Source organism: Desulforamulus aquiferis (assembly GCF_030577015.1).
GTDB classification, from domain to species: Bacteria; Bacillota; Desulfotomaculia; order Desulfotomaculales; family Desulfotomaculaceae; genus Desulfotomaculum; species Desulfotomaculum aquiferis.
Genome location: NZ_JARPTC010000019.1, coordinates 145,626 through 160,838, shown reverse-complemented (window position 1 = coordinate 160,838; position 15,213 = coordinate 145,626). Strand labels below are relative to the sequence as shown.

The window sequence follows — 15,213 nt, the reverse complement described above, 5'->3', positions numbered from 1 at the left end:
GGGATAAAAGTGGTAAACTCATTGCGTGATTGGTTAGCTTATCTTGAATGTGAAGGAAAAATAAAATCTGTATCTAAAGAGGTAAGCCTGAAATTCGAGATGCCCGCTGTAATAAAAAAACTCGATGGGAAAGCAGCTGTTTTATTAAATAAACCAAAAGGTTACTATTTTCCGGTGGTTTCTGGAATTGCCTATGATCGAAATCTTTTTGCAAAGGCCTTAGGTACTGACAAAAACAACATTGCTCAAAAAATTAGTGAATGTCAAAAACAGCCTCTTCCTTGTCAAGTTGTACCCAGAGAAGAGGCACCGGTAATGGAAAATGTGAAAATTGATGATGTTGATTTGATGGAGTTACCCATTCCTATTCACCATAAAAAGGATGCCGGACATTATATTACAGCTGGTCTCTTGATTTGCAAAGACCCCGAGACCGGAAAAAGGAATGTATCCATTCATAGGTTGCAGGTTTTCTCCAAAAATGAAATGGGCATTCTCATACTACCAAGGCATTTATGGCAAGTTTATATGAAGGCTGAAAAGAAAAATGAATCATTGGATATTGCTATTGCAATTGGTGTTGATCCGCTTCTATTGTTAGCCTCCCAAACTATTGTGCCATTAGGGGTAGATGAGTTAGAGATTGCAAACGCTTTTAAAAATGGTAGCCAGAAGTTAGTCAAATGCCAAACCGTTGATATTGAAGTACCCTCAGAAGCTGAAATAGTTTTGGAGGGCAAATTGCTACCCAAGGTAAGGAAGGTCGAAGGACCTTTCGGCGAGTTTCCTAAATACTATGGTCCTGCCAGCGAAAAGCCAGTTATTGAGATAACAGCTATCTGTCATAGGAATAATCCCATTTACCATACTATCTTACCAGCGACCAAGGAACACCTACTGCTAGGTGGTTTAGCCCGGGAAGCTACTTTATATGAGATGGTAAAACTAGCAGTTCCTACAGTAAAAGATGTTCATTTAACCATCGGTGGTACATGTAGATACCATGCGGTAATATCAATTGATAAGAAACATGAAGGGGAAGCGAAGAATGCAATGTTTGCTGCTTTTGCCAGTATGCAGGAAATAAAGCACGTTGTTGTTGTGGACACAGATGTAGACGTTTTTGATATGGAAGAGGTGGAGTGGGCTATCGCAACTAGGTGTCAGATGGGTAAAGATACCATGTTGGTTTCCGGTTCACTGGGCTCAAAGTTAGATCCATCAACTGATGACGGTATTTCAGACAAAATGGGTATTGATGCCACTTGTCCACTAGATGCACCACCAGATACCTATGAGACAATCAAGATACCTGGATATGATGAGTTAAATATTGAGGATTATTTGGATTGAAAACAAGGTTCACTGATAAAACAGGATGATTAGACTGAAAGACCTTTGATAGACACTATTTATTATTAGCCCCAATTGTGTTTATCAAGGGTCTTTTGGCACTATCTAAAACATATATTATTTTTCCTGTACTTAGGGTATACCTTAGCCCAAAGAAATTTAATTAGAAACATGAGGTGAGAGTATTTTTGAGTTTAAGAGGAGATGTGGATAAGTCATTTATTTATATTCAAAAGAAACCATATTTATTATTAGTATTAGCTACTCTTTTTTGGGGAGGTAACTTCGTGGTAGCTAGGAACTTACTTCAAATCGTACCTCCTTTTCATTTATCTATTATGCGTCTTGGAGTGGCATTTTTATTATTTCTACCTTTTGCTTGGTCTGAGTGGAAAGAGCACAAAAGTTTAATTTTAAAGCATTGGAGAATAATAGTTTTATTTTCAGTAACAGGGATTGCAGCTTTCAATGCTTTATTGTACGTTGCACTACAATCAACTACTTCAATTAATGCCTCACTGGTTAATTCTACTGCACCAATGTTGATTGTTATTTTATCAGCAATCTTTTTAAAGGATCGTTTATTTAAACTACAGTATTTAGGGATTGTCATGTCTTTTACTGGAGTAATATGGGTGATCTCTCGAGGGTCGATATACTGGTTTGCAAATTTACACTTTAATAAGGGAGATTTGCTTGTTATACTTGCGGTGATATTCTGGGCAATTTATTCAATACTCATGAAAAAGTGGGGAGAGCAGTTACCACAAAAGGCAACATTTCTAACTACCTTATTTTTAGGATTTATTATATTATTACCTTTTTTCTTTTGGGAGAGCACTCAGAGTTCTTTTAGTTATCAGGAGTTATCACTGGGGATGTGGTTAGCAGTTTTTTATATAGGTTTTTTTCCTTCTGTTGTTTCCTTTCTATGCTGGAATTATGGAGTCATTTCTGTGGGACCAAGTAAAGCTTCGAATTTTCTGCATTTGATAGTAATATTCTCTGGGTTATTTGCCCTTTTCATTGGTGAAACATATTCGTTAGTTCAATTCAGTGGTGCTGTAATTATAATAAGTGGGGTGTTAATTGTAAGTAATCATCATTTAATTCAGAGGTTTTACAACTGTAAAAGTTCAGATATTTAAATAGCTAACCATTACAGAAAGTGGTGAATTACATGGATAAAATAGTTCAGAAGGAGATGTGGGTTAGAAAAAAACTAAAAGAATATCAGAAGGCTGTTATTGCTTTTTCAGGTGGAGTAGATAGTGCGCTACTGCTTAAAATAGCCTCTGAAGAAATTCCATCAGGTGTTATAGCCGTAACCGCTGTGTCGGAAACTTTCACCCAAGAGGAGTTACAAGGTACAAAGGACTTATGTAAGGAGTTTGGCGTGGAGCATGTTATCATCCAAAGCGATGAGATGGAGAATCAAAATTTTGTATCAAACCCCCCGGAACGCTGTTATTATTGTAAGCATTTGCGTTTTAGTGCCCTGAAAGGAATTGCCCGTTCCAAAGGAATTCAATATGTATTGGATGGGTCTAATATGGATGACCTGAGTGACTACCGCCCAGGTAATAAGGCGACCAAGGAACTTGAAGTAAAAAAGCCACTACAAGAGGTTGGATTATCAAAAGCCGAAATAAGGGAGCTTTCTTTAAGAAAAGGTTTAAGCACGTGGGATAACCCTGCGGTTTCGTGTCTGGCATCAAGGATTCCCTATGGTCAAACTATAACAAAAGAAAAATTATTAGCAATTAAATCAGGCGAGGATTATCTTAAAGAACTTGGTTTCACACCCTGCCGTCTGCGACACCTTGGAGATACAGCAAGAATAGAGATTTCAAAAGACAAATTTATAGATTTAATTGCTCAGGTTGATCGGTTAACAACTAACTTGAAGAACCTAGGATTTACATATGTATCATTAGATTTAATTGGCTTTCGGTCAGGCAGCATGAATGAAGCAATAAGGAGAGAGTATAATGGATCAACATGAGATAAAACATGTACTTTTTAGAGTTAAAGAGGGTTCAATAACAATAGATGATGCGCTAGAAATACTAAAGCACCTGCCATATCAAGACTTAGGGTTTGTAAAGTTAGATCATCACAGGAGCCTAAGGAAGGCTTTTGGCGAAGTTGTATATTGTGAGGGTAAGACCGTTGATCAGGTTCAAAAGATTATGGAGGCATTGGCGGATAGATCTGAAAGCAATATATTAGGAACCAGAGCCTCCTATGAAATGTATCAAGCTGTACAAAAGGTGGTTCCCGATGCAGAATACCATAGTGTTGCCAGATTAATCACTGTTACCAGGGGTGAACAAAAGAGACTTGGTAATGTACTGGTAGCTTGCGCGGGTACTTCGGATTTGCCTGTAGCCGAAGAAGCTGCCATAACTGCTACATTAATGGGAGCTAGAGTTGGGCGATTGTATGATGCCGGAGTGGCTGGAATACACCGGCTTCTTATGAATAAAGAGAAATTAGACAATGCAAAAGTTATTGTTGTAGTAGCAGGTATGGAAGGAGCACTTGCCAGCGTAATTGGAGGTTTAGTTGACAAACCGGTTATCGCAGTACCAACCAGTGTGGGATACGGAGCAAGTTTTAACGGGTTGGCTGCTCTCTTGGCCATGTTAAATAGTTGTTCTTCGGGTGTCACAGTCGTAAATATTGATAATGGTTTTGGCGCTGGATATGCTGCTGCTATGATTAATCGTATAGGAGAATAAAAATGTCTATCATTTACTTTGATTGTTTTTCTGGTATTAGTGGAGATATGATAATTGGTTCTCTATTAGATGCCGGCTTGCCCTTTGTTGACCTGGAACATGAACTTTCAAAACTAAAATTAGCTAATTTCAATATCAAACATGAATTCGTTATAAAAAAAGGAATTGCAGCTACTAAATTTTCAGTAGAAACAGATGAGAATCATCCTCACCGGAGTTTGGGGGATATTCGGAAGATCATCGAGGAAAGCGGCCTAGAAGAAATCGTTAAAGAGTCTGCATTGAAAATATTTACTAGATTGGCAAAAGCGGAAAGTAGAATACACGGGGTAGACCCTGAGAATATTCATTTCCACGAAGTAGGAGCAGTGGATGCAATTATTGATATTGTCGGAGCAGTTGTCGGTTTTCATAAAATGAATATTTCTAAGGTTTATGCCTCTGCACTTAATATTGGAGGTGGTTGGACCAAATGTGTGCATGGGACCATACCAGTCCCTGCTCCCGCAACGTTAGAATTATTAAGGGGTGTTCCTATATATAACAGTGGTGTTAATATGGAACTGGTTACGCCAACAGGTGCAGCTATTATTACTTCTCTTTGTGAGGACTTTGGTTACCTGCCGGCTATTACACCTAAGAAAATTGGCTATGGTGCAGGTACAGCCGATCTTCATATACCTAATGTCTTGAGAGTTATCCTTGGTGATACAAACAACCAGGAAGCAAAGCATAATAAACACCATAACCATTAAAAAATGTTTTATTCTAGTTAGGATATGACATTTTGTTTTTAATGAAAACAACATTCGGCAATATCGAATGAACTCTGGTGTAGATATGCAGGAAACTAACCTGGCTAACAAGAATTATGTTTTATAATAAAGAATAATGTTTGGTAATGTAGAATTCCATAATTAGCTTTTTTAGCAGATCAGAAAAGTATAAAATTTTATCTGATCTACGTAAGGGCAAACTAGGGCTTACTTGCGCCCTTTAGGGTACGCCAGCGCCGAAAGACTTTGCACAAGCCAAGTCTTTCTTATTAATCCTGAATCTTTGGAGGTAAAGTATATGCATATTCCCGACGGATACTTAAGTCCGCAGTCATGTGCTGTTATTGGTGCCGCAATGTTACCTATTTGGGCAACCGCTGTTTCCAAAGTAAAACAAACATTACGAACTAAATATGTGCCTTTGATGGGAACTGGGGCAGCTTTTGTTTTCACAATTATGATGTTTAACATACCTATACCCGACGGGACTACAGCACACGCTGTGGGTGGTGCACTAATGGCCATTATTCTGGGGCCATGGGCTGCTTGTATAGGAATTAGTGTAGCTCTTGCTATACAAGCATTGTTATTTGGAGACGGTGGTCTCTTGGCCTTTGGTGCTAACAGTTTCAACCTTGCATTTATACTTCCTTTTAGTTCGTACTATATTTATAGATTCATTGGGAAAAATGGAGAGGCAACGGGCAATAGACTATGGTTGGCCGGCTTTTTAAGCGGTTTTGTAGGTATTAACCTCGCTGCTCTGGCAACTGCCCTAATGCTGGGAATTCAACCACTATTTTTTCATACAGCTAGCGGGGTACCCCTTTACAACCCATATCCCTTGAGCCTGGCAGTTCCAGCAATGGCTTTTGGTCACTTATTGGTAGCAGGTCCCATAGAAGGAATTATTACAGCCCTGGTGCTAAGTTACCTGAGGTCCAGTAACCCAGAGCTTCTGCAGAACAAGAGCAAACAAGTTGAGATTAATCAAATCTATCGTAAAATATCGGTAGTGCTGGTTGCTTTAATTGTAATATCACCTCTTGGACTACTTGCCAACGGAACAGCCTGGGGAGAATGGGGAACTGAAGAAATTAGAGAACTTACGGGTTATATTCCATCTGGCATGGCAGAGTTTGCAAATAACTGGTTAGGTATAATGCCTGATTATAGACTACATGGATTTGAAAATGGTTTCTGGCAGCCTGCTATTTATATAATTTCAGCTGTCTTAGGGGTCGCTGTTATTGGTGGTGTTACATTTCTTTTTAGTAAATGGGAGCTACCTTCGGATCAGGAAGTTTCCTAATAATTGCTAAAGAAAAAGATAATATGAAAAATAATGAATTACCTCACTGGCTTTTACAAGTTAATTATGAAGAGACTAATATTAATAATCTGGCTAATAATCAGGTTCCAATTAAGAAGGTTGGTACGATAAAACGCAAAGGTTTTATTGATAAGACAGTAAAGGAAATTGCCAGAAGGATCACAGAGGAGTACAACGCAGAAAAAATAGCCAGACAACCGGGATTATTGCAATTGATAAATCCTAGAATTAAGATTTTATCTATGCTTTACTTAATAATTATATGCAACCTTGTACACAGCATCTTATCCCTTGTTATATTAAATATTTGGGTTCTCCTAGTTGTTAAACTTTCTCGCATTCCCCTTTACTTTTTTATAAAAAGAGTATGGTTAGTTGTACTATTGTTTACAGGGATTGTTGTTTTTCCATCCATTTTTAACTTTGTACGCCCCGGAAGCCCACTGATTATCCTGATGGATTTTGGTCACCCCTTCCATTTATTGGTCTGGGATTTTCCAAAGGAAATTTCTATTACAAAGGAAGGTATTGAAGGGGCTCTAATGATTATTACTAGAGTTGGTGCGTCTGTATCACTAGCAAAGCTGTTGGCGGTAACCACTCGCTGGAATGTATTGCTAAAGGCTTTGCGTATGATTTTTGTACCACAACTTTTTGTTCAGATCCTTGAAATGACACACAGATATATATATTTACTTGTACAAACTGCCAATGATATGTTTCTAGCCAAAAAATGCCGTACTATTGGGCGAACTTCTACCAAAAAACAGCGAGGCATGATTGCTGGTTCCATGGGGTCATTATGGCTTAAAGCTTATCATCTTAGTGAAGAAATCCACACTGCGATGATATCCCGTGGATATAGCGGTAAAATGAGGATAATGCAAAACTTAAGGATTAATTTAAAGGACTGGGCCTGGGCTGTTTTTGTTGGCGTAATAGGGGTTTTATTGTTTGGGGGTGAAAAATTCTTTGTCTAGGGAAGTCATATATCACCTAGAAGACGTAAGTTTCCACTATGACATGGGTGAAGTGGCCTTGCAGGATATTGAGCTTGATATTTACTCTGGAGAAAAGGTTGTGTTGCTGGGAGCTAACGGTTGCGGTAAATCCACGTTACTTAAAGTAATGGCAGGTTTACAGATTCCTCAAAAAGGTAAAATATGGGCCTTTGGTGAGAAGTTAAATGAAGAGAACGTATCCAGGGAGGATTTTTCAAATTGGTTTCGTAGCAGAGTAAGTTTTGTATTTCAGAATTCGGAAGTACAGTTGTTTAATTCAACAGTCTGGGAGGAAATTGCTTTTGGACCGTTACAGATGAATTTAGGAGAAAACGTGATTAGGCAAAGGGTTAAAGACGTTATTGAGCTACTAAGTTTACAGAACATTACAGACCGACCTCCATATAAACTAAGCGGTGGAGAAAAGAAAAAAGTAGCCCTTGCCTCGGTGCTATCTATAAATCCACAGGTGGTATTATTGGATGAGCCTACAAACGGGTTGGACCCCCGTTCACAACGCTGGCTTATTAACCTGTTATACCAGCTTAACAAGGCAGGTAAAACTCTGATTACAGCTACTCACAATTTGGATATAGTTGAAGAAATTGCTGATCGTGTACTTGTTTTTAGTGAAGATCATCAGTTGGTTGCCAGTGGCACACCTAAGGAAATATTAAGTAACGGTAAATTATTAATTGATGTAAACCTGGTAGATGAACATTTTCACTGCCACATTCATGAGGGACATCATAGGCATTATCATGCACATGATTAAAGCTAAGAAGGTGATTTGTTGTATAACCTAATAGAGAGAATACTTCGAACCCAGCAAGCCCTTCATAACACGGATATTGATCTCCTTCTTATTGTGGGAAGGGAGAATCTAATTTATTTTTCAGGTATAACACAGATGGAATGCATGGCTATTATTATCCCTAAAGAAGGGGAGGCCAATGTAATCACCTTATGGCTTGACGTTGATTATGTTGAACAGCAATCGGGTTTAAAAACCTTTGGATATGTTTTTCCCAAGGAAAACTTAGCTACCAAGGTTATCGAGCAAATTAAAAACTATGGTATTAACAAACCTGTAATTGGTTTTGAAAAGTACTTTGTTGATATTTCTATATACGAAGCATTAAGATCTTCTTTTCCAACAGGTAGATTTGTTAGTGCAGCGGAAATGCTCTATAAAATACGGTCCATCAAGGATCAGCAGGAAGTTTTTAATATTAGAAAAGCTGCTAAGGCTGCATGTAGTGGGGTTGATGCAGCAATAAAAGCCATTAGAACCGGAGTAAGTGAGCTAGATATTCTAGCAGAAGCTGAGTATGCCATGCTTAAGGACGGTTCTAATGGCTCTCCATTTCGCCCACAAATAGTATCTGGCGAACGAACACTATTAACTCATCCTTCTAGCAGCAGAAAGAAAATCAATAACGGTGAAATTGTGGTCGTACACCTGGGTGCTACATATGAGGGATATTGTGCTAAGATCTGTAGGACAGTGGCTATAGGAGATATACCCCAAGAACAAGAGAAAATTTATTACATTTTAAAAGAAGCACAAGAAAAATCTATTAATAGCTTAGCTCCTGGTATAACAGCGGGAGAAGTAGATGGTGCTGCACGTAGAGTAATAGAGTTAGCAGGATATCAACAACATTTTATTGATATTATTGGTTATGGCGTGGGTTTGCGACAATCTGAATTTTATCCAACTATCGGCAAGGGAAGAAATGATACTATAGATGTAAATATGGTGGTAGACTTACTTTTGCCCACAATCTTTCTTAAAGGAGTTGGTGGGCCAAGGATAACAGATATAATACACGTGGGGGAAGAACAGAATGAGATTTTGACTGATTATCCACGTCAATTAGTTAGATTATAAAAAGAGATTTATCATATTTAGTTTTTACTGAGGTGGTACTTATTAAGATACTATATTTTGATTGCATAAATGGACTCACTGAGGATATGATGCTTGGAGCTTTACTTCAGACTGGGTTTAGTGAAATCTATTTAGAAAAACAATTATCATGTTTAAATGCTCCACCTTGTGAGATAAGAATACTTAAAGAGGGAGATTCTTTTATATCAAACCGTTTTGTCATAGATTGTCAACAGGAGGAACTTAACCTCTTTCAAATTCTATGGCTTATCGATGAGACTACTTTAAGTTCAAGTATAAAAGAAAAAACTAAAGATATTTTTACTTGTTTAGCAAAGGCAAAGTCTAATATTTCAGGAATAGCACTTGACTTAGTTAGTATACCAGATGCGATTGCAAAATTAATAAAGACAATAGGAATTCAAATTTGTACTGAACAGATATCACCGGAAAAAGTACTGATATCTTCGATTCCTGTAAAAACAGGTTCTGAGAATACTCCTATTGGCAATACATATGCAACATCTCCTGAGGTGTTGGAATTACTAAAAGGTTTTCCAATAAAACTTAATAATAACTTAGGACAAGTAACTTCACTGGGTGCCTCAATAGCGAGAACTCTGGTCAATGATTTTATTGACCAACCTGATATAAATCTGCTTTCGTTAGGATACGGTAGAGACAATAACCCTGAAAATATGTTAAGGGTTTTAATAGGGGAAACATCTGAAGATTACTATTTGCAGGATCAATTAGCTGTTTTGGAGACAAACATTGATGATATGAATCCAGAATTCTATCCCTTTGTATTAGACAGGCTTTTATCTAATGGAGCGTTAGATGTCTATTACACACCGATAGTTATGAAAAAGGGTCGTCCAGGGACAAAATTAACAACTATATGTAGGCCAGAGGATGTTAATGTTTTAACTGGAATAATCTTTAGTGAAACTACTTCACTCGGGGTAAGAATTTCTTATCACAATAGAAAAAAATTATCTAGGGAAATTATTGAAGTTTATACCTGTTACGGGTCTGTAAGAGTAAAAGTAGCAAGACTAGGCCACAACCAACCTGTTTTTAATATTAAGCCGGAATATGAAGATTGTAATTCTTTAGCCCGTCAACTAAATATACCTGTTAATGAAATATATCAAGAAGCATTTGAAAAGGCGAGAAATAAGTATAAAGATATTATGCAGGACAAATAGTCAAATGAATAAAAGATGTTTTCATACTTAGTATGGTTCAAATTCCTCTCTATGCTACATACTGAAGACTGTTGTGTATTTATAAATGGCGGTACTTTGGCTTCAACTTCCAAGGAGTTTACCGCCTAACACTGCGAAAACGTATAGTTACCATTGACATGAATGAAATCCAGGACGAATATTTGCAGAATCAGGAGACATGAGTAGATAGTATTAAGGGTTACATGCAAAGTATGTGGACAATTTCCTGGGCCGGGTAATCACCGGCTTAGTAGGCTAACTGAAGGAGGCTACCGATTAACTCTTGGCGAGAATATGGAACTCCTCTGCCTAGTTAACGGTGGACCGATGCTTACCAGATTATCAAATGAGCTTTACACAGCCATCATGCAGGCTAACTTCAGCAAAAGACAAAGAAAAATACTGGACCTGGTTATTCGCATGAGCTACGGCTGCGGTAAAAAGTTTGCTCTCCTACGACCAATGAATTTTGAATTGGTGGGGATTCATAAAACCGATATTGGGCAGGAATTGGAGCATCTATCCCGGGCAGGGGTACTCTTTATTGACGATGAGCGGATCACCCTCAACAAAGATTATGAACAGTGGCAAGTGGGATTGGCTAGCTCCTTCTGTAATGGTGGAAAAGAGTGGAAGGTTAGTGATCACTGATCTTAGAGGAATTTATGAAGGAAAGAAAACAACTGAATCAAGATGAGACAAAGGTGATTAAATTTCTAAGGCAGGTAATTAAGTATTATCTCCCCCTCAGCCCGAGGAGGTCTTCTCATACCACCCAGCCTACTCAGAACGGTACAGCTAGAGCTACAGCCAAACGGTAAATATCGGTAATGTAGAGAATAAATTAAACGATTTCCCATTTGAATACTTAAAGAGTAGGATTAGAAATTTTGAAAATGAATTTAAACAATAAAGAAAAGAACATTTTATTAAGAAAGCTTATAAATTTGGACTTCCTTATTACTTGAAATGAAAGGTGGAAGATTTTTAACTAAAAACGTGCGTATTTTGCACCCGCAGAAAGATAAAAAATGGTGCCCATTTTAACTGGCACCATCAAAAATATGAAGGCATTTTTAACAAGTAGTCAAAAAATCATTTCACAAGAATTTCACAAAAAACCTGTCAGGGTATGAAATAGGGTAATTCCCTACATCAGTAAAAGCCTTGATTTTACTGGCCTGAGACAGGTTGTGGCAGTTTATGATAAGCTATTGGCGCATCTCGAAATCGAGTAGACTGTGATGAGCGGTCTCTAGGGTTCGAATCCCTAACTCTCCGCCACGAGGACCGCTGTACTTAACTAAAGTAAGGCGGTTTTTTTTATGCCATTTCACAAAATTTCATAAAACTATTTTAACATATTTTTGTTTTCTATTGCCTTGTCCATCAAAACCAGCATCATAGCGTACTTCCCAGTATAAGTGTATAAACCAAGGTTCTACATCAAAGTGTTCTGCTAATTCTGGAACTGTTTTTACATTATTCTCAATAGTTCTCCAAAATTCGATATCTGGCACTAAAATACCAGTTGCCCAGTCAAGAGCTAATCTCTCATCCTGGGCAACAATTGTTTTTATATTACCAATATTTTCTGACTCATAGAAATTTATGGAGTGGTATGCTATATGTCCATGTCTCGGGGGGGAATATAATATGCCCTATTTCTTCAGCCATGATGCATTTATGTTTTTTGGTGCAGTTTACTATAGATTTTTCAAAGTAAATTGTTTTAGTTCTGGCATTGGCTTTAATAAGCCAGGGGTTAAATTTGTGATAACAACTTTGATGTCTAGTTCATTAGCTAGGTTATACAAGTTGTTAAAGATAAACAGGTCTAATCATCCTCCATTGTCGTGCCAGCTGCGCGAAAATGTCGGCAGTGTTTAAGGTAATTTTTTCTTTGATAGTAGTTTAATTTCATGCCGTGCTATTTTAGCCAGGGCGTAGTTTATGCTGTCATCTATGTCAGATAGTTTGTCTATGACCTGGTCAAATTTATCGTTTGTAACTTCTCGGTAATCGTAAAGACCACGAATTTTTTCAATAACTTCGTTTTCTATACGAATTTCTAATTTGTCTACCTTAGATTCTAGTCTAATCTGCCCTTTTTCAAGCGAACCTACTTTAGATTCTAGTCTAATCTGCCCTTCTTCGAGTGAACCTACCTTAGATTCTAATCTAATCTGCCCTTCTTCGAGTGAACCTACTTTAGATTCTAGTCTAATCTGCCCTTCTTCAAGCGAACCTACTTTAGATTCTAGTCTTTCCTGCCCTTCATCGATTGAGTTTAATCTTTTGTTAATGCTTCCTAGTTGTTCTAATACTAGTTTTTGAAATTCTTCGTTAGTCATTTTACTATCCCCCTTAAATTTCTTCATCTTCTAAGACTCCAGAACCTGGGTAGTCAGGGCCATGAGCAGCTACTCCACCGGCTCCCCCAGGTAAGCCATATTTGTCTTTTGCCTTTCTAATCATTTCAAACATAACATCATCTGACAAACCAAATTCTGCACAGATGTTAACTATTCTAACTATAGCATCACCTAGGTTGCTGGCTTCAAAGGCTGAGGAAAAATCAGGATTTTGAACGATTTCAGTTATCGGTCTTGAATCGTCTGTATTGCTTATAAGGTAGTCTAGCTTCAATCTTTTGCTGATAATATTTCTCATTGAACCATCTCTTTTTTATAGTAACATTTTTCCTAGGAACAAGGAATTAATTCTTAAATACTTAGAATAATATCCATTCATCTTAGAAACTAAGATGCACAATAAATGCATGGACAGTTCTTAGAATTTAGAAAAGGTGGTGTTTAAAATTAAAGTTCATGAAAGGTTAGCTATATATATAAGTGAGAATGGGATTAGGCAGACATGGCTCTCTGGACAAAACATCATCTTAAATCTCCATAAATGAAAAGTTATTAAAAACCTTTTAAGATTTATTTACAACCTATTTCTTTCGCATAGCGTTAAAATCCTTGTGGCTATTTAAAAAAGCTATAATGCATTTGTCCAAAAATATTTATATATCGAGCTTATAATGTAAACCAAAACAATTATAAGTTATCTTAAAAATAATAATTTTATAGAGAGAAATCACGAACTATTGACACTGATTACCCTCAAAATAGTTGCCTGGGGAAGACCTTTTTTCTAAAATCAAATGATTGATAAGGAACATCCAGTTTCTGTCCGTTAATAATCACCGTATCATTATCAATCCATTTTATGTCTGCATGGTCCTCGCGATAGTTCCAATAAATATTCTTTGGTTTCTTGGCCACCTTGTTGTAATTCAACTCCCCTAATACTGCAAATGATGTAGTGGCACCACCATTAGATAAATATGCCTTTACTGTATATGCCCCGTCAGGTGATTTAACTTCTGAAATTAATACTTGTTTAGGTAGTCGGTTCATATCAAAACAAGCCCAATAAACTCCATAAGATATTAGAGCAATTAAGAATAACGGGAACAGGGAAATAATAATTAATACCATCTTTTTCGCTCTTTTAACGTCCTCTTCTTTGTCGATATTAATTTCGTTCATTTTTTTATTCCTCATAATATCTGATAAAAGCCTAATGAAAAATTAAAGGAAAAGTAAATGTAACAAAAGCTGCCCAAATTCCGTAGACCGGCAAATACTTTGTAACGGCAGCTTGGATGGTTGGAGATCCGGTTTTGTTTTGCAGAAAACGCACATAGGAGATCATGATCCAAATTAAATTGGCCCAGATAAGTATGTTTACGCCTAAAACAGCAAGCCTGTTGGGCGTAATCCCAAAAGAAGAAAGCCTGAACGCTATGGCGGATAAAGCCACACTGTTAATGATAAGAGCAAGAACAATTAAGGAAAAATTTATATAATCAGAAATATTCTTTTTCTCGTCTTTACCGCTTTCGGTAATGGAAAATATGGTGACGGCCAATACACTTAGGAGTATTCCGTTGAAGGATATCAGGAAATCGCGGTCCAAGAATGGGTTTTTACCGACCCAAACAACCGTTATAAGATAGACTAATAATGTGGCCAGTACAAGGGGACTAAAAATTTTGGCTATAGATGGTGCAATATTTTTAGCAAGTTTAAGGTTCCTTGATACCAGGTATGTTGCCACAATGGCGAGAGCGGCAGCACCAAATAAAACGACATTTCTAAAATAGAATTCAGCAATATCCATGCCGACGAATCTAAATAACTGCATGGTTAAAAGGGTTAACAGCATTCCGCTGATTGCCATGCTGGTGTAGAGTATGCAAAATTCCCCGTTAAATTTAAGGTAGGCTAATCTTGTGCTGCCTAGGCCATACTCATTTCCTGTAAATGCAAGCCCTAATAAGACCCATAAGAAAATGGGAAGGTGTAAATAGGCCAGGATAATACTGTCTTTATGCTCGAGTGGCAGCATATTAAGATAAAATACCGAGAGTAGGAATAGCGATGCTAGGGTATAAAGAACATTTTTTTTGGGGGTATTATTGTATAGAAAATAGGTGGCCATAAAGGGAAGTATACCAAATGCAAGGTTAATAGGAGCTATTGCTTGCTGTTCAGCAAAGTGCAAAATTATCCTTGTGCTTATCCCGGCCAGAATTGCTAAAATGCCCATGGATAAGAAATCTTTTTGAAGCAAGGAAGCTTTTTCTGTATTTGCTGGCTCCTTAAAATACAATCTCTCATACCAAACGGTAAGAACCTGGGAATCAGGTTTTTTTCCCAAGGCGCATGAGATTGACTTTTTAAAGGTCTCTGGTTCTTTTCTGTACATTCTCTCCAGCTCATGGGGGTTAGCAATATTTTCAATAATCAGCTTGCTAATATCCATGGTTATACCTCCCCTAATATTTGAGTTCTGTTTCATTAGCAATG

General features: G+C 37.4%; 16 protein-coding genes. 11 read left to right on the top strand and 5 right to left on the bottom strand.

Annotation, left to right across the window (positions count from 1 at the left end; translation table 11 throughout):
- The first annotated feature begins 9 nt into the window (after nucleotides 1–9).
- The 11 genes from P6N53_RS13115 (at nucleotide 10) to P6N53_RS13065 (ending at nucleotide 10,984) form a co-directional block, all read left to right on the top strand.
- Entirely contained in the window at nucleotides 10–1,353 is a 1,344-nt protein-coding gene (locus tag P6N53_RS13115; protein WP_304543872.1) for a UbiD family decarboxylase, read from the top strand.
- A 188-nt stretch (nucleotides 1,354–1,541) separates the two neighbouring features.
- Nucleotides 1,542–2,501, top strand: coding sequence for a DMT family transporter (locus P6N53_RS13110; protein ID WP_304543871.1), 960 nt, complete (start codon nucleotides 1,542–1,544; stop codon nucleotides 2,499–2,501).
- A gap of 32 nt (nucleotides 2,502–2,533) precedes the next feature.
- Entirely contained in the window at nucleotides 2,534–3,358 is an 825-nt protein-coding gene (gene larE / locus P6N53_RS13105; protein WP_304543869.1) for an ATP-dependent sacrificial sulfur transferase LarE, read from the top strand.
- Nucleotides 3,345–4,097: a nickel pincer cofactor biosynthesis protein LarB gene (gene larB, locus P6N53_RS13100; RefSeq protein WP_304543867.1), complete on the top strand. Its 753-nt coding sequence runs from the start codon at nucleotides 3,345–3,347 to the stop codon at nucleotides 4,095–4,097. The genes larE and larB overlap by 14 nt, the downstream gene beginning before the upstream one ends.
- A gap of 2 nt (nucleotides 4,098–4,099) precedes the next feature.
- Nucleotides 4,100–4,852 carry a nickel pincer cofactor biosynthesis protein LarC gene (larC, locus tag P6N53_RS13095; protein ID WP_304543865.1) on the top strand — a complete coding sequence of 251 codons (753 nt, stop codon included), beginning with the start codon at nucleotides 4,100–4,102 and terminating at the stop codon, nucleotides 4,850–4,852.
- Between the two features lie 319 nt (nucleotides 4,853–5,171).
- Entirely contained in the window at nucleotides 5,172–6,185 is a 1,014-nt protein-coding gene (gene cbiM, locus P6N53_RS13090; RefSeq protein ID WP_304543862.1) for a cobalt transporter CbiM, read from the top strand.
- Nucleotides 6,186–6,208: 23 nt separating this feature from the next.
- Complete coding sequence (cbiQ, locus tag P6N53_RS13085; protein WP_304543860.1) at nucleotides 6,209–7,186, top strand: cobalt ECF transporter T component CbiQ; 978 nt, start codon at nucleotides 6,209–6,211, stop codon at nucleotides 7,184–7,186.
- Entirely contained in the window at nucleotides 7,179–7,982 is an 804-nt protein-coding gene (locus P6N53_RS13080; protein WP_304543858.1) for an energy-coupling factor ABC transporter ATP-binding protein, read from the top strand. Before cbiQ ends, P6N53_RS13080 begins: the two co-directional genes overlap by 8 nt.
- Nucleotides 7,983–8,000: 18 nt before the next feature.
- Nucleotides 8,001–9,101 carry a M24 family metallopeptidase gene (locus P6N53_RS13075; RefSeq protein WP_304543856.1) on the top strand — a complete coding sequence of 367 codons (1,101 nt, stop codon included), beginning with the start codon at nucleotides 8,001–8,003 and terminating at the stop codon, nucleotides 9,099–9,101.
- A gap of 32 nt (nucleotides 9,102–9,133) precedes the next feature.
- Nucleotides 9,134–10,312 (top strand): nickel pincer cofactor biosynthesis protein LarC2, encoded by a 1,179-nt coding sequence (gene larC2 / locus P6N53_RS13070; RefSeq protein ID WP_304543854.1) that lies wholly within the window; start codon nucleotides 9,134–9,136, stop codon nucleotides 10,310–10,312.
- Between the two features lie 348 nt (nucleotides 10,313–10,660).
- Nucleotides 10,661–10,984, top strand: a complete 324-nt coding sequence (locus tag P6N53_RS13065; protein ID WP_304543852.1) for a replication protein — start codon at nucleotides 10,661–10,663, stop codon at nucleotides 10,982–10,984.
- 692 nt (nucleotides 10,985–11,676) lie between these two features.
- On the opposite strand, the gene P6N53_RS13060 is transcribed toward P6N53_RS13065, so the two are convergent.
- From P6N53_RS13060 to P6N53_RS13040, 5 genes are all read right to left on the bottom strand, one after another.
- Nucleotides 11,677–11,853 carry a hypothetical protein gene (locus P6N53_RS13060; protein WP_304543850.1) on the bottom strand — a complete coding sequence of 59 codons (177 nt, stop codon included), beginning with the start codon at nucleotides 11,851–11,853 and terminating at the stop codon, nucleotides 11,677–11,679.
- A 366-nt stretch (nucleotides 11,854–12,219) separates the two neighbouring features.
- On the bottom strand, nucleotides 12,220–12,687 hold the full coding sequence (locus P6N53_RS13055; protein ID WP_304543848.1) for a hypothetical protein: 468 nt from the start codon (nucleotides 12,685–12,687) through the stop codon (nucleotides 12,220–12,222).
- Between the two features lie 13 nt (nucleotides 12,688–12,700).
- Nucleotides 12,701–13,006 (bottom strand): hypothetical protein, encoded by a 306-nt coding sequence (locus P6N53_RS13050; RefSeq protein ID WP_304543846.1) that lies wholly within the window; start codon nucleotides 13,004–13,006, stop codon nucleotides 12,701–12,703.
- Between the two features lie 455 nt (nucleotides 13,007–13,461).
- Nucleotides 13,462–13,890: a DUF5412 domain-containing protein gene (locus P6N53_RS13045; protein ID WP_304543845.1), complete on the bottom strand. Its 429-nt coding sequence runs from the start codon at nucleotides 13,888–13,890 to the stop codon at nucleotides 13,462–13,464.
- Nucleotides 13,891–13,921: 31 nt separating this feature from the next.
- A complete protein-coding gene (locus tag P6N53_RS13040) occupies nucleotides 13,922–15,169 on the bottom strand; it encodes a DUF4153 domain-containing protein (RefSeq protein WP_304543843.1) in 1,248 nt (415 codons plus the stop codon).
- Between the last annotated feature and the right edge of the window lie 44 nt (nucleotides 15,170–15,213).